The organism is Nonomuraea sp. NPDC002799 (genome assembly GCF_053592075.1).
In genome coordinates this window covers 29,071-55,621 of sequence record NZ_JBSFVA010000003.1, presented here as the reverse complement: position 1 = coordinate 55,621, position 26,551 = coordinate 29,071, and the positions used below count along the sequence as shown (strand labels likewise).

Genomic DNA, 26,551 nt, shown 5'->3' with positions numbered 1-26,551 from the left:
GATGCGCTCAGCCCACCAAGGAGGATGCCATGTCGGTGTTGCAGAGCTTCGTGGACAGTGTGCGCAACGGCGCGATCGAGGTCGTCGACCTCACCGCGCCCCTGACGTCCGAGACGCCGATCCTCCAGTTGCCGGAGCCGTTCGGCAACACGATCCCGTTCCGGCTGGAGGAGATCAGCCGTTACGACGACCGCGGCCCGGCCTGGTACTGGAACGACATCCACACGGGTGAGCACTCCGGCACGCACTTCGACGCCCCCGTCCACTGGGTCACCGCCCGCGACGGCGAGGACGTCTCCCAGGTGCCCGCGCGCAGCCTGATCGCGCCCGCGGTCGTGCTCGACTTCGCCGCCGAGGCGTCCAAGGACCCCGACTTCCTGCTCCGGATCGAGCACGTGAAGGAATGGGAGCGCGCCAACGGGCCGCTGCCCGAGGGCGGCTGGCTGCTCTACCGCACCGGCTGGGACGCCCGCTCCGCCGACCAGGCCGCCTTCCTGAACGCCGACGAGAGCGGCTCCCACACACCCGGCATCTCGGTGGAGTGCGCCTCCTGGCTGGCCTCGGAGACGCCCATCCTCGGGCTCGGCGTCGAGACCGTCGGCACCGACGCGGGCGCCGCCCACTCCTTCGACCCCGCCTTCCCGTGCCACTCGTTCCTGCTGGGCGCGGGCAAGTACGGCCTCACGCAGCTCCGCAACCTCGACCGCCTGCCCGTGACGGGCTCCGTCGTGGTCGCCCCGCCGCTGCCGATCGTGGGCGGCTCCGGCAGCCCCGTACGCGTGCTCGCCCTCGTGGAGCGCTGACCGGCCCCGAGCCCGACGACGTGGGCGGCGTGGCCGCGTGGCTGAAGAGCCCCGCGACCCAGCAGGCCACGCGGCCCACGGGCCAGGGGCCCCGCGCCGTCTCACGGATGGCGCCCCGCGCCGGTCTTCCGGCTGCGCCGATGCCGTCTCAGGGCTTGCGTCCTGTGCTGGCCTTACGGCCTGTGCCCGCGCCGTCTCACAGCTTGCGGAAGGTGCGGGCGTCCTCGGCCGCCTCCAGGACGCCGGCCAGCGGCAGGCCCGCACCCGCCGCCACCGCCGCCGCGATCGCCCCCTCCACGAACGGCACGTCCGCCACCACCACCCGCCCCGCCTCCGCCACCAGGCGGGCGGTCAGCACCGAGCTGCCCAGATCAGGGATGAGCACCACCCCGTCACCCTGGTCGACGGCGCTCACCGCCGCCTCGATGAGGTCCAGGCTGGTGCCCAGCCCGCCGTCCTCCGTCCCACCCGCCGCCGCCACCGGCGTGCCGGCTCCCGCGATCCCTTTGACCAGCGCCGCCGCCTCCACCGCGAGCCCCGCACTGTGCGAGACCAGCACAAGCCCCACCATCAGGTGCCCCCGGACGTCGGCGCCGCAGTGTGCGCGGCCGGCACAAGCCCCACCATCAGGCGCCCCCGGACGTCGGCGCCGCAGTGTGCGCGGCCGGGACAAGCCCCGCCATCAGGCGACCACGGACGCCAGCGCCGCCATGAACAGCGCCGCCGAGGCCGCCCCCGGGTCCTCGTGCCCGATGCTGCGCTCGCCGAGATAGCTGGCCCGCCCCTTGCGCGCCCGCATCGGGATCGTCGCCTGCGCCCCCTCCTCGGCCGCGCGGGCCGCCTGCTCGAACGCCTCGTGCACGCCTATCCCGTCCCGCACCGCCAGGGCCAGCGCCCGCGAGGCGGGAGCCAGCGCGTCGACCATGGTCTTGTCGCCCAGCGCGGCCTTGCCCAGCCGCTCGACCGCCACGACGCCCTCCTCGAACGCCCCCGCGAAGACTGCCAGCGTCACCGGTGCCGGAGTCTCGGGCGATGAGCCGGCCAGCGTCTTGCCCATCTGCCGGAACACCGACCCGTACAGCGGTCCCGACGCGCCACCGACGCGGCGGATCAGCGTCGTGCCGGCGGTCAGCAGCACCTGCGCCGGCGACTCGGGCGGCGCGCCGGCCAGCGCCTTGCCCACCTCGGTGAGGCCGCGGTCGAGGTTGGCGCCGTGGTCGGCGTCGCCGATGGCGGCGTCGAGCTCGGTCAGCCGGTCGCGGTCGCGGTGCACCAGCCGCCCCGCCTCCTCGAACCAGGCCACGAACACGTCCGACTCCATCACCGCCCCCACCGCAGGCCCGGCGTCTCCACCGGCGCGTCCCACAGGCGGGTCAGCGTGTCGTCGAGCAGGCAGATCGACACCGAGAAGCCCTGCATGTCCAGGCTCGTCACGTAGTTGCCCACCAGCGAACGCGACACCCGCGCCCCCTTGCCCTTGACGAACTCCGCCACCTCCCCGAACACGACATACAGCTCCATGAGGGGCGTGCCGCCCATGCCGTTCACCATGACGAGCAGGTCGCCGCGGAGCGGCAGGTCGCCGTGGATCGCCTCCATGGCGAGCCGGGCCAGCTCACGCGCCGGGCCCATCGGCACCCGTGCCCGCCCCGGCTCGCCGTGGATGCCGATGCCCAGCTCCACGTCCGTCTCCGGCAGGTCGAACGTCGGCTTGCCCGCGTACGGTGTCGTACACGAGGTGAGCGCGATGCCGAACGACCTGCTGCGCTCGTTCACCTCGGCGGCCACGGCCGCCACCTGGGCCAGCGGCGCGCCCTGCTCGGCCAGCGCGCCCGCGGCCTTCTCCACGAACACCGTCGCCCCGGTGCCGCGGCGGCCCGCCGTATAGAGGGAGTCCTGCACGGCCACGTCGTCGTCGACCAGCACGCTCGCCACCTCGACGTCCTCGACCAGCTCCGCGGCCATCTCGAAGTTGAGCACGTCGCCGGTGTAGTTCTTCACCACGTGCAGCACGCCGGCGCCGCCGTCCACGGCCCTGGTGGCGTCGATGACCTGGTCGGGCACCGGGGAGGTGAAGATCTCGCCGGGGCAGGCCGCGTCGAGCATGCCGTGGCCGACGAACCCGGCGTGCAGTGGCTCGTGCCCGGAGCCGCCGCCCGACACCAGGCCCACCTTCCCCCGGCGGGGGCCCTCGGCCCGGTAGACCACCCGGTCACGGATCCGCAGCGTGGGATGGGCCGCGGCCATGCCGGTCAGCGCGTCCTCAACGACGGAGTCTGCCGTGTTGATGAGCTTCTTCATGGTCAGAACATCTGCCCGTTTTCATCACCGCGCAAGCGTCGTAGCGTGGGCGGGTGGACGTCGCCTACCACCCGTACGATCCGCGCACGGCACCGCCCGCCGCCTCACCCGGCCCACGGAGTGGTACGGCACCCTCGTGCCGGAGAACGCCAGGATGTGGTTGCTGATCGGCTCGGCCAACCGGGACGAGAGCGTCTTCCCCGACCCGGACGTCTACGACCTCACCCGTGACACCGGCCGGTCCATCAGCTTCGGCGCCGGCCGCCACTGCTGCCTCGGCGCGCCCCTCGCCCGTCTCGAAGGCCGGGTGGCCCTGGAGGAGCTGACGCGGGCCGTCTCACCCGACTACGACATCGACCAGACGAAGATCAAGAGAACGGCGCACGGCAATGTACGGGGGGGTGGTGAGCCTCCCGACTACCGTCAAGCCCACCTGAGTAGGCTACCTTCTGCTCATGGCTGAGATCGTGTACCCGCCGGTGATCGCCGCCGCGCGGACCCTCTTTCGCGTGCTGGACGTCCGCTTCCACATGGAAGGGACCGAGCACGTGCCGCGGACTGGGGGCGCGGTGCTGGTGAGCAACCACATCAGTTACCTCGACTTCATCTTCGCCGGGTTCGGCGCGCTGCCGTCGAAGCGGCTGGTGCGGTTCATGGCCAAGCAGGACGTGTTCGACCACCGGATCTCGGGGCCGTTGATGCGCGGGATGCACCACATCCCGGTCGACCGCGGCGCCGGCGCCGGCTCGTACGCCACCGCGCTGCGCATGCTGAAGGCCGGCGAGGTGGTCGGCGTGTTCGCCGAGGCGACGATCAGCCGTTCCTTCACGGTCAAGGAGATCAAGAGCGGCGCCATCCGGATGGCGCAGGCGACCAACGTGCCCCTCATCCCGGTGGCCCTCTGGGGCAGTCAGCGCCTGTGGACCAAGGGCCGGCCCCGGAACCTGCTGCAGCGCCACGTGCCGCTGACCATCCTGGTGGGCGAGCCGATGCATCCCAAGCGGGGCGAGAACGTCAACGACCACACCGCCGACCTGCACGCGCGGATGTCGGAGTTGCTGGACCGGGCGCAGCGCACCTACCCGGAGATCTCACCCGGAGCGTGGTGGCAACCGACCCACCTCGGCGGCACCGCACCCACCCCGGAAGAGGCCGCCGCCCTGGACGCCGCCGAAGCCGAGGCCAGGGCGAAGACCCAGGACACCGCAGACTGACACACCCTGCCCCGCCCACGGCCCTGCGACCGGCCCCTCGATCGGGCCGTGGCGGTGCGCCGTGCTCTCTGGGCGTTGCTCAGATGGCGGCCTGATAGGTGCTGGCCCGCATGCCGGCCAGCAACCCAGCCGTCTGCTCCGGCGTGAACCGGCGCACCGGGTCGTTGTGCAGGAGGCCCTCGATGAGCGGCCGCATCACCCCGGCACGCCGGGCCGGCGGATAGGGCCCGCTCCTGGCCATGCCGAGCACTGTCGCGGCGTCCTGGCCGGGATAGGGCGGCTGGCCCTCGACGGCGCTGTAGAGCGTGGCGCCGAAGGACCACATGTCGGCCTCCTTGCTGGCAGGCCCGCCCCGCAGCCGCTCGGGCGCCATGAACGCGGGCGTGCCGCGCAGTCGCCGCGACGTCGTCATCCGGATGTCGCCTTCAGCGGTGGCGATGCCGAAGTCGGTCAGCACCACCCGGTCGCCGGTCAGCATGACGTTGGCGGGTTTCACGTCACGGTGGAGCACACCCGCCTGATGAGCGGTGCGCAGCGCGGCGAGCAGGTGCTGCCCGATCGCGGCCACCGACTGCGCGGGCAGCGTGCCCACTTGGGAGAGCAACTGGTGCAAGGAGAGCCCATCGAGGTACTCCATGACGATCCAGAGCTTGCCGCCCTCCTCGATCAGGTCGTGCACCGTGACGATGTTGGGGTGCGACAGCCCAGCAGCCATCCTGGCCTCGCGCAGCACCCGGCGGCGCACCATCTCGGCCTCACCGGCCAAGGTCAGCTCCTTGAGCGCCACCGTACGGTGGAGGAGCTGATCGAATGCCCGCCAGACGACTCCCATACCCCCACGACCGGCCTCCTCATTCAGGAGGTACCGTCCGCCGATCTCCCGCATACCATCCCCTCAAGCTCGGGGATAATCATGTCACCTTCGTACAGGCTCTAGGGTGCCTAACGTGATCTGGATATGTCAGGAAGTGCGGGCGCGCTGGTCAACGGCTTAGAAATTTGCTCCGACAGGGCGCGCCACACTAGCCCGACCGCCACCAAACATACTCCTGCGGCGCCCACCAGAACGGCTCCAAGCCCCACAAACTCGGCCACCACGCCGCCGAGCGCCGCTCCCAGCGGCATCCCGCCCATCCCGACGAGGCGGTATGCCGAATTGACCCTCCCGAGCAATTCGGACGGGATCAGGCGTTGCCTGGCCGAGATCACCAGCACGTTGCCCCCGGCGCTGACCAGTCCCCAGGCGACGGCGGTCGGATAGAGCGCCCAGGGGGTGGGCACGATCACCGGCACCAGGAGCAGCAGGCTGGTGGCCAGCCACGCCCCCACGAGGGTCCTGAGCTCTCCGAAGCGCCCTGCGGCCCGGCCGGACAGCAGCGACCCGAACACCGCCCCGACGGCGAAGGCCGTCGTCATGAGGCCGTACTCGTTCGGCTCCAGCCCCATCCGCGACCCGTCACCGACCGCCCACAGGACGAAGACGGCGAAGTAGGCGGCGTTGGCCATGTTGAGCAGGCCCGCCGTGATCGCCAGGCTCCGCAGCACCTTGTGGGACCACAGGAAACGCAGTGCCTCGCCGATGTCCTGCCGCATCGGGCGACGGCCGCCCCCGCTCCGAGGGCCGTCCCCGTGCAGAGGTCCGGTCTCGTGCCGGGGGTCCCCGCTCCGAGAGACGGGATCGGTCCGGGGGGCGGAATCGTGCGGGTGTGATGTTTTCCGGAGGGTGGCGGAAGGCCGTGCAGGGTGGCCGTCTCGGGGGGCCGCCGAGCGGTATCGGCCGTGCATGCCCAGCAGGAGCAGGCCCGCGATTCCGTACAGCAGGGCGGGGGCGCCGAAGATGACGGTGGGTAAGGCGGCCACGAGGAGGCCCGCCAGCGGGGCGCCGACGAAGTCGTTGCCGATCATCTGAGCGGTGGACACGCGGCCGTTGGCCCTGGTCAGGTGATCGGGCGGCACCGTCATGGGCAGGATGGACTGAGCCGAGGTGTCGGCGAAGACCTCGCTCACGCTCGCCGCGAGCACCGCCGCCAGCATGACCCACAGGTCGAGCAGGCCGAGGATCGCCAGGAGCGCGGACACGGCCAGGATCGCGGTGCGGGCGGCGTTGGCCAGGGCCATGATGCGGCGGCGGTCGGCTCGGTCGGCGATCGCCCCCGCGTGCAGCGCGAACAGCAGCCAGGGCGCCGTCGCGGCGGCAGCCACCAGGGAGACCAGGGTGGGCGAGCGGGTCATCGACACCGCCAGCAGCGGGGCGCCCACCTTCAGCACGCCGTCCGCCACGTTGGACAACGCGGTCGACGACCACAGAAAAGCGAACGAACGCCCAAGACCGGCCACATCAGACTCCTGTAGTGTGTAAGGAAAAGTGTGCATAGATTTCTTTGCAAAGATAGGCGTGCATGAGATGAAGGGCAAGAGGTTTTCCGGACGTACGCTCGACGCGAACGCGTTGAAGTCCTTCGCCAACCCGCTGCGGTTGCGGATTCACGAACTGCTGGACGAGCACGGCCCTTCCACGGCCACCCGGCTCGCCGCCCTTCTGGGGCAGAACACCGGCGCGACCAGCTATCACCTGAGGGAGCTGGCCAAGCACGGCATGATCGAGATCGTTCCGGAGATGGGGCGGGGCAAGGAGAAATACTGGCGCCTCGTGCCAGGGGGGTTCAGCTACGGTGACCCGCCTCCGGACCCGGAGGCGGGGAGCGCGATGGAGTTCCTGCTGGACGATCTGGTGCGCCAGCGGGGCAAGGAGCTGGGCCGGTGGCGGCAGGACATGGCCGGCGCGCCCGCAGAGTGGGTGGAGGCCAGTACGTTCGGGCGGCGGTCCCTGCGGCTCACGGCGGAGGAGACCGGCGCGCTGCGGGATCAGGTGCTCGAGGTGCTGGAGAAATATCGTGATCTATCGGACCGGAGGGTGGACGAGTCACCGATTACTCACCATCCGTCCACCGGTCATGTCGTCGTGCACTTCGACGTGCTCCCGATAGTGGGAAGCGCGGACGAGCAGGAGTGAACGGCCCGGCCCATGTCTGACACCTGCCGGCCCAGGCGGAGGCCGGTCCGCCGCCGGACGTGATCAACCTCGGCAGCGGCCAGGCCGCCGCCGCGGCGTTCCTCCCCTGTGCCGATGATGTCAGTGGGCCGGGCGAGCACCCTAGGGATATCCCTAGGGCCCGCCCTGACGCCGAAGTTCGCCCGTAGCCCGTAGTCTCCATCGTCACCTGGCCTTTTTCGAGCGGTACCACACTGGCGAAGGAGTCGACATGGGACGCTGCGGCGACACGGCGGCCGGCCACGGTCGCGTCCAGCCGGGATGGAACGTTCCATGGACGCAGGAGCATCTCGCGGACGGCTGACAGGGGCCGCGTCCGGGAGCGGGACGCGCCGCCGACCTCGCGGCTCCTGACCGCGAGGCTCGGGATCGGCGCGTCGAACGATGGTCTTGGCCGGTGCTCTGGACGGCGGGTACGCCGAGGGGCGCGGGTCGGCATGCTGGGCGCGGCGTCGCCGACGGAGCGGGCAAAAGCTCGGCGGCGCCGTTGCCCTCCTGCTCCACACCCGAACGGGACGAAGCACCCCCGCCAGAACCTCGAACGCCCGAAATGAAGGCAGCCCCGCAAACCCCCGGCGTCCGAAACGCAAGCAGCCCCGCCAATCTCCAGTGCCCGGGACGCAGGATCAGCCCGTCAGAAGCTCCAGCGCCCGCGCCATGACCGCCTTCGGCGCCGACGCCGCCGAGCCGCAGTCGAAGGGCGGCTGCGGGTCGTACTCGATCACCAGTTGCACGGCCTTCGCCGTCTCCTCGTCACGCGCCTGGGCCAGCAGCGTCAGGGCCATGTCGATCCCCGCCGACACCCCGGCGGCCGTCACGATCTTGCCGACGGTGACGACCCGCTCGTTCACCGGCTCGGCCCCGTACCGGGTGAGCAGGTCCATGACGGCCCAGTGGGAGGTCGCCTTCACCCCTGTCAGCAGCCCCGCCGCCCCCAGCAGCAACGAGCCGCTGCAGACCGAGGTGGTCCAGGTGGCGTGCTCGTGGGCCCGCGCGATCCACCCGACGAGGGCCTCGTCGGACAGGACGTCGAGGGTGCCGAGGCCCCCGGGCACGACGATCACGTCGGGGCGGGGCAGGTCGGCGTACGAGGCGGTGGCGGTCAGGGTGAGCGTGCCGCGGTCGTCGGTCACCGGGCCCGCCTGCGCGGCGACGAATGTGACCGTGCAGTCAGGCGCGAAGGCCAGCACGGTGTAGGGGCCGACGGCGTCCAGCGCGGTATAGCGGTGATAGAGGGGGATGGCGACGTGCATGTCATTTCTCCTTCGACTGGAACCGGCGACGATGGTCGCCGGGTGAGATCCGCCAGCGGCGGCGGAACACGCGGTAGAGGGTCTCCGGCGTGCCGAGTCCCGACTCCCTGGCCACCGTGTCGAGCGGATGCCCGGTGACCTCCAGGAGCCGCCGGGCGGTGTCGGCCCGGCTGCGCTCGACGTACCGGCCGGGGGACAGGCCCGTCTGCTCGGTGAAGACGCGGGAGAAGTGGCGCTCGCTCATCCCGACGCGGGCCGCCAGCGCGGGCACGCTGAGGTCGGTGGCCGGGTTCGCGTCGATGTGGGCCTGCAGCTCGCGCAGCGGCTCGCTGCGCGGCGTCATGACCCGCATCGGCGTGCTGAACTGGCTCTGCCCGCCCGGCCTGTGCAGATACACCACGAGCCCCCTGGCGACGCTGCTGGCCAGCGCGTGACCATGGTCCCTGGCCACCAGCGCGAGCGAGAGGTCCACGCCGGACAGGACGCCGGCCGAGGTCCAGACGTTCCCGTCCTCGATGTAGAGGGGGTCGGGGTCCACGTCGACCTTCTCGTAGCGGGTCGCGAGCTCGTCGGCGGCCAGCCAGTGCGTGGTGGCCCGCCGCCGGTCCAGGAGCCCGGCCTCGGCCAGCAGGTACGCCCCGTTGCAGACGGAGGCGATGCGCTGGGCCCCCGCGGCGAGCGTGACGATGCCCCCGACCAGCTCGGGATCCCGCACCTGCTCGGCCATGGACAGGCCGCCCGCCACGAGCAGCGTGTCGACGGGGCCGTCCACCTCGCCGAGCGCCGAGGCGGTGACCTCGACGCCGTTCCCCGCCCGTACGGCTCCGGCGCGCACGGCCGCCACCTCGACCCGGTAGGAGCCGGGCGCGATGAGGTCCGCTGTCGCGAAGACGTCGGCCGGCCCGGCCATGTCCAGGAGCTGGAAACCGGGAAAGACGACGATCAGAACCCGTCTTTGCATGCCTTCATGCTGGTCGCGAGCCCACTCTGGCGTCAACGACACGGTTATTGCACATTACGCCAACCATCAATGGTGCCAAAGTGACATTCCTTATGATTTGGGGTTGAATGCGTGATCGCATGGCCAGTGTGGTGATCAAGGCACGGTGAGAGATGCGCGGCTGGTGCTGATGAACGGGTCCGGGGCGTTCGGCGGATCGGTGTCGCCCATCCTGGTGGGCCGAGATGAAGAGCTGGAAAGGCTCGTCGCCGCGGTGGCCGCCGCCCCTTCGGTGTCCGTGGTCGAGGGCGAGGCCGGCATCGGCAAGTCACGGCTCCTGGCCGAGCTGGCCACCCGGCCCGAGCTGGCGGATCGCCGCTTCCTCAGCGGTGGTTGCGGGCAGATCAGGGAGCCGTTCCCGCTGGGCCCGATCGTGGAGGCGTTGCGCGGTCGCGCCGCCGACCTGGCCGGCGCCGCCCTCTCACCGGTCGCCGGAGCGCTGCGCGCGCTCCTGCCCGAGCTCGAAGCGGTGCTCCCCGAGTCGCCCCAGCCGCTGGAGAGCCGGGCGGCCGAGCGGCACCGGCTGTTCCGCGGCCTGGTCGAGGTGCTGATCGCGCTGGGTCCCGCCGTTCTGGTGGTGGAGGACCTGCACTGGGCGGACGAGCAGACCGTGGAGTTCCTGAGCTACCTGCTGCGCACGCCGCAGGGGGAGTTGTCGGTGGTGCTGAGCTACCGGGGCGACGAGGCGGCCGCGGCGGTCCGCGCGATGACGGCGCGCCCGCCCGACTCGGTCCGGCACGAGCACCTGGCGCTGGCTCCGCTCGACACGGCGCAGACCCGGGTGCTCGCCGCGGCGATCCTGGGTGTGGAGGAGGTGACGCAGGAGTTCGCGGAGCATCTGTGCGCCCGGGCCTCGGGGCTGCCGCTGGCCGTGCAGGAGCTGCTCGCGCTGCTGCGCACCCGCGGCGCGCTGATCGAATGGGACGGCGGCTGGGCCCGACGGGCCCTCGACGAGCTGGACGTCCCCGTGGGCGTGCGGGCCTCCGTGCAGGAACGGGTGTCCCGGCTGCCCGCCGAGGCGCGGGCCGTGGTGGAGACCGCCGCGGTGCTCCAGCTCGCGGTGCCCGCCCCGGTGCTGGCGCAGGCGGCCGGGCGGCCCGAGCCCGAGGCGATGGACGGCGCACTCGACTCGGGGCTGCTCGCCGAACGTGCGGGGACCGTGGGATTCCGGCATGTGCTGGCGGCGCAGGCCGTCTACGAGGCGATCCCGGTGGGGCGCAGGCGGGCGATGCACGCGGCCGCGGCGGCGGCCGTACAGGGGCTGCGGCAGGTGCCGCTCGGGCAGATGGCGCACCACCTGCGGCAGGCGGGCAGGACGCTGGAGTGGGTGGACGCGGCCGCGCGGGCGGCCGAGCAGGCGGCCGCACTCGGCGACGAGGCCGAGGCCACGCGGCTGCTGGAGCACCTGCTGCGCAACGCGGAGCTGGATCCGGTACGGCGGGCGCAGCTCACCGTGCGCCTGGGCTGGGCGGCCCTGCACGTGCTGCCCTTCCCCTCGGTGCGCGAGCTGATCACGGAGGCGCTCCGCGGCGAGCTGCCGGACGTGCTCCGCGGCGAGCTGCGATTCCTGTCGGGCATGCACTACGAGGTGACGCGGGAAGACCAGGCGGGCAGGAACAGCATGCTGGCCGGAGCCGTCGAAGACCTGGGCGACCGTCCCGACCTGGCCGCGTGGGCGCTGGTGGTGATGGGACTGCCGACCGTGCCGGGCGTCTCACCCGAGGAGGAGCGCGGCCGGCTGAACCAGGCGCTCGTGCTGCTGCCCGCCGTCGCGGATCGCGCCATGCGGCTGCTGGTCCTGGGCAAGCTGGCGATGGTGTTCGTCCTGATGGGCGACGCACGCTGGGCCGAACTCGCCGAGCAGCTCCGCGTGGAGACCGGCGGCCGCGCCCGCGACCATCAGGAGGCCAACGCCTACCGTTCCATCTCCGAGGACGCGGGCTACGTCGGCCACCACGACCTCGCCCGCATCCTGCTGGAGACGGCGCTGGACACCGCAGACCCCGACCTGCCCGGCATCAGCGAGCAACGGACCAGGGCGGTGCTGGCGATCGTCGACTACTGCCGCGGTTCGTGGGACGGCCTCCGCCCGATGGTGGACGCCCTGCGCAGGCAGGGTAACGCCCGGCCGCACGAGAGCCTCATCGTGGACACGGTCACGGCGTGCCTGTCGCCCGCGCCAGGACGCCTGGATCTCGCGCTGGACGCCCTGCGCGACGTCATCGGGCGCGCGTTCGCCATGGGCGACTTCGACCTGCTGCCCGTTCCCGTCTCGATGCTGCTCCGGCTGGCCGTCGCGCGGGGCGAGCACGACGCGGCGATCGTGGAGACCGCCGCCGCGGTGCGCGCGTGGGAGAGCAAGGAGATGTGGCCCGCGGGCGTGCGCGCGGTCCCCGCGCTGGTGGAGACGCTGCTCGCGGCCGGGCGGGGGAGTGAGGCGGCCGAGCTGGTGGACCGCTACGAGGCGCGCTTGCGCGGGCTGGACGCGCCGCTGGCCGTTCCCGCGCTGGGGCAGGCCCGCGGGCAGCTCCAGGCGGCGGACCAGCGGTGGGCCGAGGCCGCCCGATCGTTCACCGCGGCCGCCGCGAGCTTCCGCGCGCTCCCCGCTGCCTACGACGCCGCGCAGGCGGACGAGCAGGCGGCGGCCTGCCTCCACGCGGTGGGCGACCCGGCCGCCGGCCCGCTCCTGCAGGCGGCGACCACGGCGTACGCGGAACTCGGCGCAGGCTGGGACCTCGACCGGGCCAACCGGCTGGGCCGGACCTGGGGGGTACGCCTCCAGCAGCTCGCCGCGCCGCGCGAGACGGGGGGCTCGGCGCTGTCCTCGCGTCAGGAGCAGGTCGCCAGGCTGGCCGCCACGGGGCGCACCAACCAGGAGATCGCCAAGGAGATGTTCCTGTCGCCGAAGACGGTCGACAAGCATCTCAGTGCGGCCATGCGCAAGGTCGGCGCCCGGTCGCGGACGGAGCTGGCCCACTTCTACCGGTGAATTGGGGAGTTTTCCCCATGGGGTTCCCCATACCTCCACGAATGGCTCAGCGATCACGCTTGTCCTATGCCAGTTCCCGAGCCAGAGCCCGAGCCGGACGTGGACTCCGAGCCAGAGCTCGTACCTCCTGACGGCTTCGAGCCGGTATGACCCCCACCCTCCGCGGAAAGGCAGTCCCCCTGTGCCCGTGAAGAAGCCCTTATACGCCGTGGCGACCGCGCTCGCGCTCCTCACGGCGCTGTCCCCGCCCGCCGCACACGCCGAGCCGGCTCCGGCTCCGGCCGCGCCCCCCGTGAAGCTGTCCGGTCTGGGCGCGGGCACCCAGGCCGTCACCCTGATCACCGGAGACAAGGTCAGGCTCACCGGCATGGGCGACGGCAGGTACGCCGTCGACACCGAGCCCGTTCGCCGGGCCGACGGCACGCTGCCCACGCTCGCCACGCTGAGCGGCCCCGACGGCCTCTACGTCCTGCCGAGCGACGCGATGCCCGCCATCGACGCGGGCAAGCTCGACCGCCGGCTGTTCAACGTCAAGTACCTGGCCGAGAACGGCTACACCGACGACCGGACCACGCAGGTCCCGGTCATCGTGCAGTACCAGGGCGCCCCCGCGGCGGCTTCGCTCAAGAGCACCGCCGACGCCATCCCGGCCAGCACGCCCACGCACACCCTGGAGAGCATCCACGGGGCCGCGGTCGAGGTGACCAAGGGCGAGTCCGGCACGTTCTGGCAGGCGGTCCGCGGCTCCGTCGCCCCCGGCACGGCCAGGCTGGCCGGCGGCATCGCCAAGATCTGGCTCGATGGCAAGATCAAGATGGACCTGGCGGAGAGCGTGCCGATGATCGGCGCGCCCGAGGCGTGGGCGGGTGGCCACGACGGCTCCGGAGTCAAGGTCGCGGTGCTGGACACCGGTGCCGACCTCGGGCACCCCGACCTGCAGGGCAAGATCGCGGAGTCGCGGTCGTTCGTGCCCGACGAGGCCGTGCAGGACCTCATGGGACACGGCACCCACGTCGCCACCACGATCGCGGGCAGCGGGGCCGCCTCGGGCGGCAAGAACAAGGGCGTCGCCCCCGGCGCGGACCTCCTGGTCGGCAAGGTGCTCGGCAACTCCGGCGAAGGTCAGGACTCCTGGGTCATCGACGGCATGGAGTGGGCGGCCACCAGCGGCGCCAAGGTGATCAGCATGAGCCTCGGCGGCGGGACCACCGACGGAGCCGACCCGGTCAGCCAGGCCGTCAACGAGCTGAGCGCCGACGGCGGCGCGCTGTTCGTCATCGCCGCCGGCAATGCGGGCACGGCCGGATCGATCGCCGCCCCCGGCGCGGCCGACGCGGCCCTCACCGTGGCCGCCGTCGACAAGAGCGACAAGCTGGCCGGCTTCTCCAGCCAGGGCCCGCGCTTCGGCGACATGGCGCTGAAGCCCGACATCGCCGCCCCCGGCGTCGACATCGCGGCCGGCCGCGCGGCCGGCACCTCGATGGGCACCCCGGTCGACGCGTACTACACCAAGGCGAACGGCACCTCGATGGCCACCCCGCACGTGGCCGGGGCCGCGGCGATCATGGCCCAGCAGCACCCCGGCTGGAAGGGGCCGCTGATCAAGACGGCCCTGATGTCGACGGCCAAGGACGACGCGCTCACCGCCTACGAGCAGGGCGCCGGCCGGGTCGACCTGGCCCGCGCGCACCGCCAGACGGTCTTCGCCACCACCCCCGCCGCCGACTTCGCCTCGGTGAGCGAGGCGGGCGCCACGCTCGAACGGAAGATCAGCTACACCAACCTGGGCTCGGAGCCGGTCACGCTCACGCTGTCCGGCGCGCTGCGCGACGTGCGCGGGCCGGCGATCGAGGGCGCGCTGACGACGGAGACCTCGCTGACCGTCCCCGCGTCCGGCACGGCCACGACGACCGTCACGCTGGACCCCGCCAAGCTGGAGATCGGCCGCTTCACCGGGGCGGTCACCGCGCAGGCCGGTGACGTGCGGCTGACCACGCCCGTGGGCGCCGTGCGCGAGGCCCCCATGCACATGCTCACCGTGCACACGATCGGCAGGGACGGCAACCCGCTCAACCCGAGCGCCCAGTACACCATCGACGTGGACGGGAACCTGGGCCTCCTCGGCGACCAGGCACTCGTGGGCGAGGGCACCGTCGCCGTCCGCGTCCCCGAGGGGACCGTGAGCGTGACCCAGCTCGCCTCCTGGTCCGACGGCGACGACCGGAACAACACCGCCTGGCTGATGGACCCGCAGGTCGTCATCAAGGGCGACACGGAGATCACGCTCGACGCGAGGAAAGCCTCGCAGGTGCGCTTCGACACCCCCAAGCCGGCCGAACCGCTGAACAGCAACCCTTTCGGCTACTTCCAGCGGACCATCCCCGGTGGTGAGACCTGGGCGGGTGCCTTCCCGGCCGGGCCGTGGGACAAGATGTGGGTCCTGCCGACCAAGAAGGTCACCAAGGGCGCGTTCAAGTTCGCCAGCGCGTGGACGCTGGGGCAGGCCGAGGTGGCCATGAGCGTGACCGGGCGCAAGGGGTTCACCCTGCACCCGGCCGCGCCGCAGCATGAGCGCCAGGGCCGGCAGAGCGATCACCCCGACTTCGTGCCGTTCACCGGAACGCGGGACCTGCAGGTCGTCGACGTCGGCCTCGGCCGGCCCGAAGACCTCGCCGGGCGCGACCTGCGTGGCAAACTGGTGCTGCTGGAGGCCGAACGCGGCGAGGGGTGGTCCGGCCCGGTCTGCGGCCTGCAGGTCGAGCTGGTCGGCCCGATCAGGGACGCCGGCGCCGCCGGCATCCTCGACTTCCCCGCGAAGGGCACGAACTGCACGATCCCGCTGAACGTCATCCAGATCCCGTTGACCGGCGACGCCAAGCCCATGGGCGTCAGCAACGCCTCGGTGTCCTACAAGGAGGCCATGGAACTGCGCGAACGCCTCGCCGCCGGACCGGTCACCGTCCGGGTGAGCGGAACGCCCGAGACCCCCTACAGCTACGTGCTCAAGCCGTACGAGGAGGGCAGGATCCCCGCCTCGATGCGCTACGACCTCGGCGCGCGGAGCCTGGCCCAGGTGGACATGGACCTGCACTCCGCCCAGCCGGCCGCCTTCGAGGACTTCCACTACACCTGGAAGCAGGACGACCTGTTCATGGAGCCGACGACGGTGTCGGCGTGGGGCGCGGTCGCCTTCACCGGCCCTCGCAGCCTGCCGCAGTGGGTCGGCCCGGTCGATCCTGAGGTCACACACTTGCACGGCGTGACCGCGGAGAGCCCCGACCAGACGACCACCTACGAGACCCGGTACCGGACCGAGGTGTTCGACCGGCCGGGGCGCACCAGGCAGCAGTGGTTCGCCACGCCGTCCGTGCTCGGCGCCGCGACGGCTCCGGCGAACGTCCTGTCGCTCCCCGACCCGAAGGCCGCGCCGGGCGCCGAGCTGGGCACGACCCTGCGCTGCGCCATCTGCGTGGAGGGCGACACGTTGTGGGCCGAGATCGGCGTCACGAACGGCGTCGGTGAGGACAGGGACTTCAGCACCCGGTTCTGGAAGACGGGCTTCCTCGACCCCGCGTACGAGCTGTCGTTCTCCAAGGACGGCGTGGAACTCCCGAAGGCGCCGCTCGGCCCGGCGCTGCGGAACGCGCCGGCCTTCACCATTCCCGCAGGGCCCGGCACCTACCGGCTCACCGCGAAGAACGCGACGGAACAGGCCGAATGGACCTTCGCCTCGCGGCCGGTCAAGGGCAAGCCGCAGCCGGGCTTCATGTGCGTGGGCCAGGTGCTCGGGGGCTATGCCAAGGAGTGCGGGCCCACACAGGCGGTGTTCGTCGGCTACGACCTGGGCGATGCGCTGCGGATGGACAACACCGTGGCGGCCGGCCGGTCGCACACGTTCACGGTCGAGGCCTTCCACACCCCGTCAGGGGAGGCGCAGCCGCGGATCGCCGGGCTCAAGCTGTGGGCGAGCACCGACGACGGCGCCACCTGGCGGCCCGTCGAGGTGAAGCGGAAGCACGACGGCACCTACAGCGCCACCGCGAAGTACCCGGCGCTCGGCGCGACCAAGGGCGCGGTCAGCCTGAAGGCCGAGGCGTGGGACGAGGCGGGCAACCGGCTCAAGCACACCGTGACGCGGGCCTTCGCCCTGCGCTGATCTAGCGCACGCTGAACGTCAGAGAGCCCCCGGGGGCAGGACCGGGGGCTCTCTTGCGGAATGGGCGGTATATCAGCCCATGTGCGGATAACGGTGGTCGGTCGGCGGGACGAACGTCTCCTTGATCGCCCGGGCGCTCACCCAGCGGGTCAGGTTGAAGATCGAGCCGGCCTTGTCGTTCGTGCCGGAGGCGCGGCCTCCGCCGAACGGCTGCTGGCCCACGACCGCCCCGGTCGGCTTGTCGTTGACGTAGAAGTTGCCCGCCGCGAAGCGCAGCCGCTCGGCCGCGGACGCGATCGCGTACCGGTCCTGGGCGATGATCGACCCGGTCAGCGCGTACGGGGAGACGCCCTCCATCTGGTCGAGGACCGTGTCGTAGTCGCGGTCCTCGTAGACGTGCACGCCCAGGATCGGGCCGAAGTACTCCTTGGCGAAGATCTCGTCGGTCGGGTCGGAGCACTCCAGGATGGTCGGCTTCACGAAATATCCGACGCTGTCGTCGTACGAGCCGGTGAGGACGTCGATGTTCGAGGCCGCCCGCGCCCGGTCGATCGCCGCCTTGTGCTTGGCGAACGCCCGCGCGTCGATGACCGCGCCCATGAACGTCGACAGGTCCGCGGCCACGTCGCCGACGCTCAGCGACTGGGCCGTGGCGACGAACTCGTCACGCATCCGGTTCCAGACCGAGCGCGGCACGTACGCCCGCGACGCCGCCGAGCACTTCTGCCCCTGGTACTCGAACGCGCCCCTGACCAGCGCGGTCGACAACACAGCGGGGTCGGCGGAGGGGTGCGCCAGCACGAAGTCCTTGCCGCCGGTCTCGCCGACCAGGCGCGGGTAGCCGCGGTAGGAGGCGATGTTCGAGCCGACGGTGCTCCACAGGTGCTGGAACGTCGGGGTGGAGCCGGTGAAGTGGATGCCGGCCAGCTCGGGGTGCCCGAGCGCCACCTCGGAGACGGCCTGGCCGTTGCCGGTGACGAGGTTGATCACGCCCGGCGGCAGGCCGGCCTCCTCCAGCAGTCGCATGGTGAAGTGCGCGGCGAACTGCTGGGTGGGCGACGGCTTCCAAACAACGACATTGCCCATCAAAGCGGCAGAAGTCGGCAAATTTCCGGCAATGGCGGTGAAGTTGAACGGCGTGATCGCCAGCACGAACCCTTCGAGCGGGCGGTACTCCATCCGGTTCCACACGCCCGGCGACGAGATCGGCTGGTCGGCGTAGAGCCGGCGCGCGTAGGCCACGTTGAACCGCAGGAAGTCGATCAGCTCGCAGGCCGCGTCGATCTCCGCCTGCTGCGCCGACTTCGACTGGCCCAGCACGGTCGCCGCGTTCAGCGTCGCCCGCCACGGGCCGGACAGCAGGTCGGCCGCCTTCAGGAAGATCGCGGCCCGCTCGTCGAACGACAGCGCCCGCCAGGCGGGAGCCGCGCGCAGCGCGCTGTCGACGGCGTCCTGCACGTCCCGGGCCGTGGCGTCGTTGGCACGGCCCAGGACGGAGGCATGGTTGTGCGGCTGCACCACGTCGATGGCGGCGCCGCCGCCGAGGCGCTGCTCGCCGCCGATGGTCATGGTCAGGTCCAAGGAGGCGCCGGCCAGCTCCTTGATGCGGTCCGCCAGCGCCTCCCGCTCGGCGCTGCCCGGCGCGTAGCCGAAGATCGGCTCGTTCGCGGGAACGGGAACGTTGCTGATGGCATCCATTTACTTACCCCCAAGGGCACGAAGGAAGAAGGCGACGTTGGCGGGGCGCTCAGCGAGGCGGCGCATGAAGTAGCCGTACCAGTCATCGCCGTAGGGGACGTAGACGCGGACCGTGTGGCCGGCCCCGGCCAGGGCCTCCTGCCGGTCGGTCCTGATTCCGTAGAGCATCTGGAACTCGTGGTCGCCCACCGTCCGCCCGAACCGGTCGGCGAGCAGCTCGGTGATGGAGATCATGCGGTCGTCGTGCGTCGCCACCATGGGGTATCCGTTCCCCGCCATGAGGATCCGCAGGCATCGCGCGTACGCCTTGTCGACATCGGTCCTGCCCTGGTGCGCGACGGAGGCGGGCTCACGGTAGGCCCCCTTGACCAGGCGCACCCTGGAGCCCTCGGCCGCCAGGTCGCGGCAGTCCTCCTCGCTGCGGAGCAGGTACGCCTGGATCGCCACGCCCGTCGACGGGTAGTCCTCGCGCAGCTTGCGCAGGATGCCCAGCGTCGAGTCGACGGTGGTGTGATCCTCCATGTCGAGCGTGACGGTCGAGCCGCCCGCCGCGGCGGCCGCGCAGATCTCGCGGGCGTGCTCCAGGGCCATCGCGTCGTCGAGCCGCTGCCCGACGGCCGACAGCTTCACCGAGACCTCGCCTCTGGCGCCGAGCTGGAGCGGCCGGACGGCCTGCAGCAGCGTGATGTAGGCGTTCGCGGTGTCCTCGGCGGCCCGCGCGTCGCGCGTCTCCTCGCCGAGGTGGTCGACGGTCACCGCCAGGCCGGCGTCGCGCAGGCGTTCGATGGCGTCACGGGCCTCCTGGACGCTCTCACCCGCGACGAACCGCTGGACCACCTTCTTGGTGAGCGGAAAGCCTGACACGGAGCGGCGGACGAGCCCGCTCCTGGAAGCGGCGAGCAGCAGTTGACCCAGCATGGTTCCAGTCTAGAAAACGCAGCTCAGAGGGGGCCATCGACGGGCGTAACGCCCCATGTGGGAGGCTGTCATACAAATGCACAACACCACGGATCTGCAAGAGATCGTCGACGAGATCGCCACCCTTCTCGGGGCGTCCGCGACGCTGGAGGACCGCTCGTTCCGCCTGCTGGCCTACGGGGCGCAGCACGGCGACATCGACACCGTCCGCCAGGAGTCGATCCTGCGCCGGCGCGCCACCGGCGAGGTGCGCGAATACTTCGAACGCTACGGCATCGCCAGGGCCGGCGGCCCGGTCCGGATCCCCGAGGACGCCGCGCTGAAGGTTCTGGCCAGAGTGTGCTGGCCGCTGCGTCACGGCGATGTCACCTACGGTTACCTGTGGTTGCTAGACTCCGGCGAGCTCACCGACGAGCTGCTGCGGCCGGCCGCGCCGCTCGTGTCCAGGGCCGCCGCCGCGCTCGCCCAGGAGGCCATGAGCCGCCAGGACCTCGGGCGCGGCCTGCTGGCCCTGTTCTCCGCCGACCCCGAGGAGCGCGCCGGCGTTTCCATCGAGGTGCCCGGCCCGGTCGCCGCCGTCGCCGTCCGCGAGTCGCAGGAGCGCGTGGCCACCCTCTGGACACTCCCGCGCGGCGTCCTGGCCCGCACCGGCTCGCCCGTCGCCCTGCTCACCCCCGCCCACCTCGCCGGCGAGGTGGCGCAGACCCTCCAGACCGCGTACGGCACCGCGGCCGGCATCGGCGCCCCCCGCACCGACCCGGCCGACGCCTGGCTGAGCTGGCGCGAGGCCCGCCAGGCACTGCGCATCGCCGAGCACTTCCCCCGGCACGCCCCCATCGCCCGCTGGGAGGACCTGGGTGTGCACCGCCTGCTGGCCCGGCTGAGCCAGCCGGACCTGCGCGAGCTGGCCGCCGAGACGGCCGCGCTGGACGCCGAGCTGGCCCACACCGTGGAGGTCTATCTCGACCTCGGCGGCCACGTCCAGAAAAGCGCCGCCGAGCTCGGCATCCACCGCCAGACGCTCTACTACCGGCTGGGCAAGGCCGAGCGGCTCACCCACCGCGAGCTGACGGACGGCGACGACCGGCTGGCCCTGCACCTGGCCCTCAAGGCCGCCCGGCTGCGCACCCAGGAGCCCGGATGACCGCCCCTCCGGCCTGCGCGCCCAGGAGCCCGGATGACCGCCCCTGCATGGAGTCGGCAGGCGGCTGGTGCCGCCTGCCGGAGTAGGGACGGGGGAGTCAGGCGCAGGCCGACTCGTAGACGCGGATGAGCTCCTGGCTGACGCGCTCCCACGAGTAGCGCGAGCGGGCCCGGTCGGCGCCCGCGTAGCCGAGCGCGGTACGCAGGGTCGGGTCCCACAGCAGCTCGCGGGCCAGCCGAGCGGTGCTCGCCGGCCGGTCCGGCGGCACCAGCAGGCCGGTGACGCCGTCGACGATGGAGTCGAGGTGCGCGCCGACGGCCGAGGCGATCACCGGGACGCCGCAGGCCATGGCCTCCAGCGCGACGATCCCCGTCACGGCCTCGCGCGGCACCGACACCACGGCGTCCGCGCTGCGCATCAGCTTCGGCACCGCGGCCCGCTTGACGTGGCCGAGCAGCGTCACGCGGTCGGCGACGCCGAGCTGCTCCGCCAGCGCCTGCAGGCGGCGCGCGTCGCGGTCGTCGTTCAGGTCTTCGAGCTCGGGGCCGCCGGCGATGACCAGCTCGACGTCGTTGAGCCCCTGCAGGGCCCGCACGATGGTGTGCGCGCCGCGATCGGTGCTCAGCGGGCCGACGTGAAGGAGGCGCTTGTGGGTGCCCCGCGTGGCCATCGCGCCGCGGCGCTGGAACTTCTCGGTGTCCACGCCGTAAGGGACGATGGCGATGTTGTTGCGCGGCACGCCGAGCCGGATCAGCGCCGACTCCTCGTCGCCCGAGCCCGCGATGACCGCGTTGGCCCGGCGGCCGAGCGCCCGCTCCAGCTCCTTGTGCGTGGCGTCGGACATGTGGAAGGTCTGCGTGACCGGCACGCTCAAATCCTTGGCTCCTGCCACGGCGGCCAGGCCGGAGGTCCACGAATGGGCGTGGATCACGTCGGGCCGCTCCTGCTTCCACCGCAACGACAGATGCTCGCCCACCTGGTTGAGGTAGGGGGCGACATCGTCGGCCGTCAGCTCCTGGGCCGGTCCCGCGTCGATCTGCTCGAGCGTGACGCCCGGGGCCACCCGCGTCTTGGGCTTGCCCTCGGCGTTGTCACGACGGGAGTAGATGGTGACGTGGTGCTCACGGCCCAGCTCACGAGCGACAGAAAGGATGCGGTGACGCCGGTTTCCCCCGGCAGAAGCGACAATGGCGATATTCATGGCAGCACACCTCAGCATGGAAAGCGCATTAAAGGTGTGCCTGCGTCTTAGGCACGTCGTTCTATGCCCTCGACAATACCCAGGTTTACCCAGATCGCAAACCCCCGCAGATCAGACGCCTCGGAGCGCGAGCACCACGATCTCGTCCCACACCTGGCCGCCCGAGAACGCGGCCCGGTCCGCCTCCACCGTCTTGACCACGGTGGAGGGCGCCTGGCCCGTGCAGCGGCCGAGCACGTCGGCCAGCCGCTCCTCGCCGTACGGCTCGCCGCGGTCGTTCCTGGAGGAGATCAGCCCCTCCGAATAGACCACCAGCGTCTCGCCCGCGGCGACGGTCAGCGTCTCGGTCCCGGTCTCCGCCTCCGGCGCGATGCCCAGCGGCACACCGCCGCCCGCCGCGAAGCGCACGGCGCCGTCGGCCTGCAGCAGCGCGGCGGGATGGTGCCCGGCCGAGGACAGGCTGATCTTCCGCCCCTGCACGAACCCGGCCACCGCCATCACGAACATGCCGGTGCCCTGCGCGACCAGGGCCTCGTTGACCTTGCGCATCACCAGGTCGGGATCGGTCTCCCAGGTGCTGAGCACTCTGAGCCCGCCGCGCACCATGGCGCTGACCGACGCGGCCTCCTCGCCCTTGCCGGCCGCTCCGCCGAGCGCGAACGCCCATCCGCCGGACACCGGGAACACGTCGTAGAACTCCGCTCCGACCGACGATCCCGGGTGATAGACGGCCGCCGCCTCGTAGCCGGGCACATCGGGCAGGTTGAGCGGCGCCACGCTCGCCGACAGCGCGTCCGCGGCCTGCGAACGGCTCTGGAAGCTGGTCTGGGCGCGCAGCGCCAGCCCGAGCTGCAGCCCCACCTCCTGCATGACGGCGAGGTCGGCCAGCGCGAACGGCTGCTTGTCGTGCGTGCGCACCAGCGTCAGCACGCCGTCCCTGGCGCCGATCGGCACGCACAACATCGAGCCCGCGGCCATCGCCGTCAGCAGCGGCCCGTCGGCGCAGAAGCCCAGCAGCGTCTCGTCGTCCACCATCTCCCGCACCACGCCGGAGCCGCGCTCCAGCACCTGCAGCACGGCCTGGCTGCCCGAGGGGTCGGCGGACTCCACCTGCCGGACCAGCTCGCCGATCGGCTGGTTCTTCGGCGCCACCACGACAGAGCGGCGGGGGAGCCCGTCGCGGACCACGTCCGCGATCACCCAGTCCGCCCACTCGGCCGCCAGCAGCCGCGTCGCCCGCGGCAGCGCCACCGGGCGCCGCAGCGACTCCTCGTCGAGCAGGAGCGCGGCCATCTTGGACAGCAGATCCTGCCGCTTGGCCGCCGCCAGCAGCAGCGCGCCGTCGGCCTGCTCGGGCCGCTGCCCGCCCGGCTCGGGAAGCTGCACCTCGGTCGGCAGCGCCACCACCGCCACCATCTGCTGCGGCTCGCCCGGCATCGTCAGCCGGGTCAGCGCCAGTTGCACCGTGTGCGTCCGCCCCTGGTGCGCCAGCCGCGTCTCGAACGCCGCCGGCTGCCCCGTCTGCAGCACCGACGTCAGATGCGACCGGAACGCCGCCCGCCGGGACACGTCCACCAGCAGCGGGAACGACCGGCCGACCAGATAGCCGTCGGGGCTGCCCAGCATCCGCGAGGTCTCAGGGTTGATCCGACGGACCACTCCGCCGCCGTCCAGCACGGCGACCGGCACCGGAAAGGCCCGGAAAACCTGGCGCAGCAGCTTCAGCTCGCGCTGCCCGCTGTCCTTCTTGCCGGTCGCCCGCTTGGGCGCTTTACGCAGCTCCAGCCTGGCCTCGGCCAGCAGTTCGGCGGCGGTGTCGAGCTCCGCGAGCGCGGCGTCGAGGGTAGGGGCGAGGTCGGAGGGGTAGGCGGTCCTGGCTTCGCGCAACGAGGAGACACGCCCGGCCAGCGCGTCCAGCGCGTGCTCGAGGTCCGGCATGGTCATCCTCTGACGCTACGCTACGCGGGATATTGGTAGCCATATCGGGTAGAGGCTTGTTGCTATGGAATCGACTGCGATGATCACTCCCGGTCTCGCCCGCGACCTGGCAGCGCTGGGACGCCTGGGCGAGGACACCTCGACGGAGAGCGTCCTGCGCGGCCTGACCTCCGCGCTGGCCGCGGGTGTCCCCGGCTGCTCGGGAGCCTCCGCCGAGCACTGGCGCGACAGCAGGGTCGTCGTCTCCAGCTCCCACAGCGAGCTCATCATGCTCGTCGAAGGCGAGCGCGAGATCGGCGAGGGCCCCTCTGTCGAGGCTCGCTCCAGCGGTGGCCGCGCCACCGTCGCCGACGTGCTCAAGGAGACCCGCTGGCCCCGCTACGACGCGCTGGCCACCCGCTGGGGCGTGCGCTCCGTGCTGGTCGTCCCCATCGACGTCGCACCCGCGCTGCTGCTCGTCGGCCTCTATTCCGTACGCCCCACGGCCTTCTCCCCGCAGGGCGCGCACTCCCTCGCCGAGATGCTGACCGAGCAGGTCGGCGTGGCCATGGCCAACATGTGGGACTTCGACGAGGTACGCACCGACGCCGCCCAGCTCCAGGAGGCGCTCGCCGGACGTTCGGTGATCGATCAGGCCAAGGGCATCATCATGCAGACCAGCAACTGCACCGCCGAGGCCGCCTTCGAGGAGCTGCGCCGGATCTCCCAGCACCACCAGGTCAAGGTGGCCGACCTGGCCAGGTTGCTGGTCGACGAGCACCAGCGCAAGTCGAAGCGCTGACCCTGGTCGAGCGAGGCTCACCCAATGGCGGCCAACGCGTCGTCGAGCGTGTCGAAAAGCGGCAGCCGCTGCGCCAGCCCGGTGATCCACATCACCTTGGACTTGGAGTACTCGACTCCGATCAGCGCGAACCTGGTGTCCGAGGCCAGGCTCGTCTGCCAATGGTGGACGATCAGCCCGAGCGCGCGCGAGTCCATGAACGTCACCCCGGCCAGGTCCAGAATCAGATCCGAACCCGCCATCGACAGGTAGTCCGCGAACTGCTCGCGTGTCGTGGCGTCGAGCACACCGTCGACTTTGATCACCGTGATCTCGTCCACGGTCGACGACGTCAGGCTCAGAGCCGCCGCGGACCCTTCACCATTCTCCGGCATTGTCACGTGGCAACCCTACTGTCACCACGCGAGAGAGGAATACTTCTGACGACATGGGGGACACTGGATCCGAAGTCCAGCAGAGGGCTTCCGTCTCGAGAGTAGAGCGAGGCGTGCCTCTGCCTGGGCTTTTATCCTTGGGGAGGCCGCCTGCGATCCATATGAGGAGCAGCGATGGCTGTGCAGGAATACATCCTCGAGGAGATGACCGCCGAAGACCTCCTGGCCGAGATGACCAGGGAAGAGACCCCCGACGGCCACAGGGAGCGGCTGCGCGAGCGCATCGTCGAGATGCACCGGCCGCTGGCGATGGAGATCGCCCGCCGCTACCGTTACCGTGGCGAACCTTTGGAGGATCTCCTCCAGGCCGCGTATGTTGGCCTGATGAAAGCCGTCAACGGCTTCGACCCGACCCTCGGCCACGCCTTCCGGGGTTACGCCGTCGTCACGATGACCGGAGAGGTCAAGCGCCATTTCCGCGACCGCACCTGGGCCATCCGCGTGCCGCGCCTCTACCAGGAGCGCCGCTCGGAGCTCAACAGGCTCGTCGCCGACCTCAGCCAGGATCTCGGCAGGTCGCCGACGGTGGCCGAGCTGGCGGCCAAGATGAACATCACCGAGGAGGACGTCCTGCTGACGCTCGACGCCTCCGCCGCGTACAGCACCCTGTCGCTCGACGCGCCGCTCGGCACCGACGACGACGCCGCCTCGCTCGGCGACGTCATCCCCGAGGACGACGACACGCTGAGCAACATGGTCGACCGGGAAGCCGTCAAGCCGCTCATCGACGCGCTGCCCTCCCGTGAGAAGCACATCCTGTTGCTGCGTTTCTTCGGCAACATGACGCAGGCCGAGATCGCGGCGGAGTTCGGGATCTCCCAGATGCACGTCTCACGCATCCTCCGCAAGGTTCTCGACCAGCTGCGCACCGAGCTGGTCGGCTGATAGGTGGGCCGCTGGGTGAACGAGGACGTAGAGCCTCAGCCGGGCTTCACGAGCCCGCCGCCCGGCGTGCCCGTGAAAAGGCTGCACTTCCGCCTGCCGGATCTGCCGCAGGTCCGGCAGTTCGCCGAGGACGAAGCACGCGCCGCCGGCATGCCCGACGAGGCGATCGGCGACTTCGTCATCGCCGTCAACGAGGTGGCCACCAACGCCGTCACGCACGGGGCCGAGCGCGGGTTCCTGCGCACGTGGCTGGTGAGCGGCGACCTGATCGTCGAAGTGCACGACGAAGGCGCCTGGAAGCCCGGTCCGCTCCCGGGGTCCGTGGGCGGCATGGGGTTGTGGGTGGCCCGCCTGCTCTCCTCCGACCTGACCCTGCGGGTCGGCAGAGGCGGCAGCACCGTCATCATGCGGTTCCCCGGCAAGGGAGGCTGAACGTCTCTCCCCGGTCGGCAGCGGGGGACCCGCCGCGTCCGGACTTCGCCTGCGGAAGACCGCCGCATCCGGGCTCAAGCCGAGGGAGACCGCCGCATCCGGCGATCTCCCTCGTTCATTGCCATGATCCGAGCTGTCAACGGCGGGTACGGTTACGGCCGCGCCAGTTGCTGTAGCCGCTGCGGATGCCGGCCGTGCCGACGCCCGCCTGATGCAGGGCCAGCAGAGCCAGACCCAGCAGCACGAACGTCATCCCGGTGAAACCCCCGGGAATCCGGGCGCCCACCAGGTCGAGCAGGAAGCCCAGCCCGAAGATGATCGCTGCGACGATTGCGAGCATGTCACCTCACCT

The 26,551-nt window shown here is 71.5% G+C and carries 23 protein-coding genes; 10 read left to right on the top strand and 13 right to left on the bottom strand.

All coding sequences use genetic code 11. The annotated features are described in order from the left end of the window. The first annotated feature begins 29 nt into the window (after window positions 1-29). A complete protein-coding gene (locus tag ACWD0F_RS07000; RefSeq protein WP_449872995.1) occupies window positions 30-803 on the top strand; it encodes a cyclase family protein in 774 nt (257 codons plus the stop codon). Window positions 804-999: 196 nt separating this feature from the next. On the opposite strand, the gene ACWD0F_RS06995 is transcribed toward ACWD0F_RS07000, so the two are convergent. The 3 genes from ACWD0F_RS06995 to dhaK form a co-directional block, all read right to left on the bottom strand. Next, window positions 1,000-1,374, bottom strand: coding sequence for a PTS-dependent dihydroxyacetone kinase phosphotransferase subunit DhaM (locus ACWD0F_RS06995; RefSeq protein ID WP_449872994.1), 375 nt, complete (start codon window positions 1,372-1,374; stop codon window positions 1,000-1,002). A 111-nt stretch (window positions 1,375-1,485) separates the two neighbouring features. Next, window positions 1,486-2,124 (bottom strand): dihydroxyacetone kinase subunit DhaL, encoded by a 639-nt coding sequence (dhaL, locus tag ACWD0F_RS06990; protein WP_449872993.1) that lies wholly within the window; start codon window positions 2,122-2,124, stop codon window positions 1,486-1,488. Then, window positions 2,124-3,104, bottom strand: coding sequence for a dihydroxyacetone kinase subunit DhaK (dhaK, locus tag ACWD0F_RS06985; RefSeq protein ID WP_449872992.1), 981 nt, complete (start codon window positions 3,102-3,104; stop codon window positions 2,124-2,126). Before dhaK ends, dhaL begins: the two co-directional genes overlap by 1 nt. A 136-nt stretch (window positions 3,105-3,240) precedes the next feature. Here dhaK and ACWD0F_RS06980 point away from each other — a divergent pair, with 136 nt between their 5' ends. Together ACWD0F_RS06980 and ACWD0F_RS06975 are read left to right on the top strand one after the other, a co-directional pair. Further along, window positions 3,241-3,567, top strand: a complete 327-nt coding sequence (locus ACWD0F_RS06980) for a cytochrome P450 (protein ID WP_449872991.1) — start codon at window positions 3,241-3,243, stop codon at window positions 3,565-3,567. Further along, window positions 3,560-4,318, top strand: a complete 759-nt coding sequence (locus tag ACWD0F_RS06975) for a lysophospholipid acyltransferase family protein (RefSeq protein WP_449872990.1) — start codon at window positions 3,560-3,562, stop codon at window positions 4,316-4,318. Before ACWD0F_RS06980 ends, ACWD0F_RS06975 begins: the two co-directional genes overlap by 8 nt. Window positions 4,319-4,397: 79 nt before the next feature. Here ACWD0F_RS06975 and ACWD0F_RS06970 read toward each other — a convergent pair whose 3' ends face one another. Continuing rightward, window positions 4,398-5,204 (bottom strand): serine/threonine-protein kinase, encoded by an 807-nt coding sequence (locus tag ACWD0F_RS06970; protein ID WP_449872989.1) that lies wholly within the window; start codon window positions 5,202-5,204, stop codon window positions 4,398-4,400. A 56-nt stretch (window positions 5,205-5,260) separates the two neighbouring features. Beyond that, complete coding sequence (locus tag ACWD0F_RS06965; RefSeq protein WP_449872988.1) at window positions 5,261-6,655, bottom strand: MFS transporter; 1,395 nt, start codon at window positions 6,653-6,655, stop codon at window positions 5,261-5,263. 67 nt (window positions 6,656-6,722) lie between these two features. On the opposite strand from ACWD0F_RS06965, the gene ACWD0F_RS06960 reads away from it, so the two are divergent. Next, window positions 6,723-7,331, top strand: a complete 609-nt coding sequence (locus tag ACWD0F_RS06960) for an ArsR/SmtB family transcription factor (RefSeq protein ID WP_449873556.1) — start codon at window positions 6,723-6,725, stop codon at window positions 7,329-7,331. Window positions 7,332-7,996: 665 nt separating this feature from the next. On the opposite strand, the gene ACWD0F_RS06955 is transcribed toward ACWD0F_RS06960, so the two are convergent. Next, entirely contained in the window at window positions 7,997-8,623 is a 627-nt protein-coding gene (locus ACWD0F_RS06955) for a DJ-1/PfpI family protein (protein WP_449872987.1), read from the bottom strand. 1 nt (window position 8,624) lies between these two features. Continuing rightward, window positions 8,625-9,584, bottom strand: a complete 960-nt coding sequence (locus tag ACWD0F_RS06950) for a GlxA family transcriptional regulator (protein ID WP_449872986.1) — start codon at window positions 9,582-9,584, stop codon at window positions 8,625-8,627. Window positions 9,585-9,729: 145 nt separating this feature from the next. Between ACWD0F_RS06950 and ACWD0F_RS06945 the strand changes: the two genes are divergently transcribed. Together ACWD0F_RS06945 and ACWD0F_RS06940 are read left to right on the top strand one after the other, a co-directional pair. Continuing rightward, entirely contained in the window at window positions 9,730-12,612 is a 2,883-nt protein-coding gene (locus ACWD0F_RS06945) for a helix-turn-helix transcriptional regulator (protein ID WP_449872985.1), read from the top strand. A 187-nt stretch (window positions 12,613-12,799) separates the two neighbouring features. Next, window positions 12,800-16,768, top strand: a complete 3,969-nt coding sequence (locus ACWD0F_RS06940) for a S8 family peptidase (RefSeq protein WP_449872984.1) — start codon at window positions 12,800-12,802, stop codon at window positions 16,766-16,768. A gap of 72 nt (window positions 16,769-16,840) precedes the next feature. Here the strand turns inward: ACWD0F_RS06940 and pruA are convergent, their stop codons facing one another. Continuing rightward, window positions 16,841-18,466: an L-glutamate gamma-semialdehyde dehydrogenase gene (gene pruA / locus ACWD0F_RS06935; RefSeq protein WP_449872983.1), complete on the bottom strand. Its 1,626-nt coding sequence runs from the start codon at window positions 18,464-18,466 to the stop codon at window positions 16,841-16,843. Then, the gene (locus ACWD0F_RS06930; RefSeq protein ID WP_449872982.1) at window positions 18,467-19,384 is read right to left on the bottom strand and encodes a proline dehydrogenase family protein; all 918 of its coding nucleotides are present in this window, start codon (window positions 19,382-19,384) and stop codon (window positions 18,467-18,469) included. It abuts the gene before it with no gap. A 76-nt stretch (window positions 19,385-19,460) separates the two neighbouring features. Between ACWD0F_RS06930 and ACWD0F_RS06925 the strand changes: the two genes are divergently transcribed. Beyond that, on the top strand, window positions 19,461-20,528 hold the full coding sequence (locus ACWD0F_RS06925; protein ID WP_449872981.1) for a PucR family transcriptional regulator: 1,068 nt from the start codon (window positions 19,461-19,463) through the stop codon (window positions 20,526-20,528). Between the two features lie 97 nt (window positions 20,529-20,625). On the opposite strand, the gene ACWD0F_RS06920 is transcribed toward ACWD0F_RS06925, so the two are convergent. Then, entirely contained in the window at window positions 20,626-21,729 is a 1,104-nt protein-coding gene (locus ACWD0F_RS06920) for a glycosyltransferase (RefSeq protein WP_449872980.1), read from the bottom strand. A 111-nt stretch (window positions 21,730-21,840) separates the two neighbouring features. After that, entirely contained in the window at window positions 21,841-23,673 is a 1,833-nt protein-coding gene (locus tag ACWD0F_RS06915; RefSeq protein ID WP_449872979.1) for a SpoIIE family protein phosphatase, read from the bottom strand. A 58-nt stretch (window positions 23,674-23,731) separates the two neighbouring features. Here ACWD0F_RS06915 and ACWD0F_RS06910 point away from each other — a divergent pair, with 58 nt between their 5' ends. Then, window positions 23,732-24,448 (top strand): ANTAR domain-containing response regulator, encoded by a 717-nt coding sequence (locus ACWD0F_RS06910; protein ID WP_449872978.1) that lies wholly within the window; start codon window positions 23,732-23,734, stop codon window positions 24,446-24,448. Between the two features lie 17 nt (window positions 24,449-24,465). Here ACWD0F_RS06910 and ACWD0F_RS06905 read toward each other — a convergent pair whose 3' ends face one another. Next, complete coding sequence (locus tag ACWD0F_RS06905; RefSeq protein WP_449873554.1) at window positions 24,466-24,822, bottom strand: STAS domain-containing protein; 357 nt, start codon at window positions 24,820-24,822, stop codon at window positions 24,466-24,468. A 174-nt stretch (window positions 24,823-24,996) separates the two neighbouring features. Here ACWD0F_RS06905 and ACWD0F_RS06900 point away from each other — a divergent pair, with 174 nt between their 5' ends. Both ACWD0F_RS06900 and ACWD0F_RS06895 read left to right on the top strand, forming a co-directional pair. Further along, window positions 24,997-25,767, top strand: a complete 771-nt coding sequence (locus ACWD0F_RS06900) for a SigB/SigF/SigG family RNA polymerase sigma factor (RefSeq protein WP_449872977.1) — start codon at window positions 24,997-24,999, stop codon at window positions 25,765-25,767. A gap of 15 nt (window positions 25,768-25,782) precedes the next feature. Continuing rightward, complete coding sequence (locus ACWD0F_RS06895) at window positions 25,783-26,199, top strand: ATP-binding protein (protein ID WP_449872976.1); 417 nt, start codon at window positions 25,783-25,785, stop codon at window positions 26,197-26,199. Between the two features lie 136 nt (window positions 26,200-26,335). Here ACWD0F_RS06895 and ACWD0F_RS06890 read toward each other — a convergent pair whose 3' ends face one another. Next, on the bottom strand, window positions 26,336-26,539 hold the full coding sequence (locus ACWD0F_RS06890) for a hypothetical protein (protein WP_449872975.1): 204 nt from the start codon (window positions 26,537-26,539) through the stop codon (window positions 26,336-26,338). Window positions 26,540-26,551 lie beyond the last annotated feature (12 nt).

Excerpts from the sequence above, each read along its gene's own strand:
- ACWD0F_RS06930 (WP_449872982.1), bottom strand. The coding sequence starts at position 19,384 with ATGCTGGGTCAACTGCTGCTCGCCGCTTCCAGGAGCGGGCTCGTCCGC.
- ACWD0F_RS06970 (WP_449872989.1), bottom strand. The coding sequence starts at position 5,204 with ATGCGGGAGATCGGCGGACGGTACCTCCTGAATGAGGAGGCCGGTCGT.
- ACWD0F_RS06910 (WP_449872978.1), top strand. The coding sequence starts at position 23,732 with ATGGAATCGACTGCGATGATCACTCCCGGTCTCGCCCGCGACCTGGCA.
- ACWD0F_RS06960 (WP_449873556.1), top strand. The coding sequence starts at position 6,723 with ATGAAGGGCAAGAGGTTTTCCGGACGTACGCTCGACGCGAACGCGTTG.
- dhaL (WP_449872993.1), bottom strand. The coding sequence starts at position 2,124 with ATGGAGTCGGACGTGTTCGTGGCCTGGTTCGAGGAGGCGGGGCGGCTG.
- ACWD0F_RS06975 (WP_449872990.1), top strand. The coding sequence starts at position 3,560 with ATGGCTGAGATCGTGTACCCGCCGGTGATCGCCGCCGCGCGGACCCTC.
- pruA (WP_449872983.1), bottom strand. The coding sequence starts at position 18,466 with ATGGATGCCATCAGCAACGTTCCCGTTCCCGCGAACGAGCCGATCTTC.
- ACWD0F_RS06925 (WP_449872981.1), top strand. The coding sequence starts at position 19,461 with ATGCACAACACCACGGATCTGCAAGAGATCGTCGACGAGATCGCCACC.
- ACWD0F_RS06905 (WP_449873554.1), bottom strand. The coding sequence starts at position 24,822 with ATGCCGGAGAATGGTGAAGGGTCCGCGGCGGCTCTGAGCCTGACGTCG.
- ACWD0F_RS06950 (WP_449872986.1), bottom strand. The coding sequence starts at position 9,584 with ATGCAAAGACGGGTTCTGATCGTCGTCTTTCCCGGTTTCCAGCTCCTG.
- ACWD0F_RS06955 (WP_449872987.1), bottom strand. The coding sequence starts at position 8,623 with ATGCACGTCGCCATCCCCCTCTATCACCGCTATACCGCGCTGGACGCC.
- ACWD0F_RS06890 (WP_449872975.1), bottom strand. The coding sequence starts at position 26,539 with ATGCTCGCAATCGTCGCAGCGATCATCTTCGGGCTGGGCTTCCTGCTC.
- ACWD0F_RS06920 (WP_449872980.1), bottom strand. The coding sequence starts at position 21,729 with ATGAATATCGCCATTGTCGCTTCTGCCGGGGGAAACCGGCGTCACCGC.
- ACWD0F_RS07000 (WP_449872995.1), top strand. The coding sequence starts at position 30 with ATGTCGGTGTTGCAGAGCTTCGTGGACAGTGTGCGCAACGGCGCGATC.
- ACWD0F_RS06915 (WP_449872979.1), bottom strand. The coding sequence starts at position 23,673 with ATGACCATGCCGGACCTCGAGCACGCGCTGGACGCGCTGGCCGGGCGT.
- ACWD0F_RS06900 (WP_449872977.1), top strand. The coding sequence starts at position 24,997 with ATGGCTGTGCAGGAATACATCCTCGAGGAGATGACCGCCGAAGACCTC.
- ACWD0F_RS06995 (WP_449872994.1), bottom strand. The coding sequence starts at position 1,374 with ATGGTGGGGCTTGTGCTGGTCTCGCACAGTGCGGGGCTCGCGGTGGAG.
- dhaK (WP_449872992.1), bottom strand. The coding sequence starts at position 3,104 with ATGAAGAAGCTCATCAACACGGCAGACTCCGTCGTTGAGGACGCGCTG.